Here is a 793-nt window from a genome sequence, read left to right on the forward strand (position 1 = left end):
AGGGCGCGAATGTGGTGCGAACCGAGGCCGATCTACGTGAGAGAGTGATCGGTCAGTACAAACGACCTACGTATCGGGTGTTGACTCTCGATACTGGTTTTGTGTAACTGTGTATCGGTGATGGGCGATTATCGTTCCGTCAGGCCGAACTGTCGAGTTGCGGATGACGCCGTCGTACTGACCACCGTGCGCAGAAATGTACTTCTCCACCGCCGCCCGCGACCTATCGTTGCCGTCCTGTACAGGAACGGCGACGAGGTCGAGGTCGAGACGCTCGAAGGCCAGTTCGAGCATCGCATCTGCCCGTTCACCGGAGTATCCGTTACCCCAGAACTGCTTGCGAAGCCAAATCGCAGGTTTCCCTGTTCGGGTTTCCCAGTCGATGATGAGGCCGCCCGACCCAGCGATTTCGCCAGCCCCCGGTTCACCCTCCTCTGGTTGAATGACATACTCTGCCCGTGTTCCGTCTTCCCACTTGGATTCGAGTTCAGAGAGGTAGTCCGCCGTTTCCTTCACAGTGTTATGAGGACCCCATGGGAGGTACTCTGTTACTTCCTCGATTCCTGATTCGTGGTGAGAACACAATTCATAGTATTCGAAGGCATCAACTGTCTCGTGGCAGAGCCGTCGCAAATGGAGACGTTCCGTTTCGATCTCCTCCGGAAACAACATATCGACGACTACCTGAAAGGAGTATATAAGACCAACGCTGAGTTCGCAAGCACACTCTATCGGCTTATTCAGAATTCAGTTGGGGAAAATAACGCAGTTCTCGTGCTGACTGCATCCTCTA

General features: G+C 54.1%; 1 protein-coding gene. It reads right to left on the bottom strand.

The window, feature by feature from the left end; translation table 11 throughout:
• Positions 1-66: 66 nt before the first annotated feature.
• A complete protein-coding gene (locus tag ACFQEU_RS16975) occupies positions 67-672 on the bottom strand; it encodes a GNAT family N-acetyltransferase (RefSeq protein ID WP_379784054.1) in 606 nt (201 codons plus the stop codon).
• Positions 673-793 lie beyond the last annotated feature (121 nt).

Source organism: Halorubrum tibetense (assembly GCF_042661865.1).
Lineage (GTDB): Archaea > Halobacteriota > Halobacteria > Halobacteriales > Haloferacaceae > Halorubrum > Halorubrum tibetense.

Excerpts from the sequence above, each read along its gene's own strand:
- ACFQEU_RS16975 (WP_379784054.1), bottom strand. The coding sequence starts at position 672 with ATGTTGTTTCCGGAGGAGATCGAAACGGAACGTCTCCATTTGCGACGG.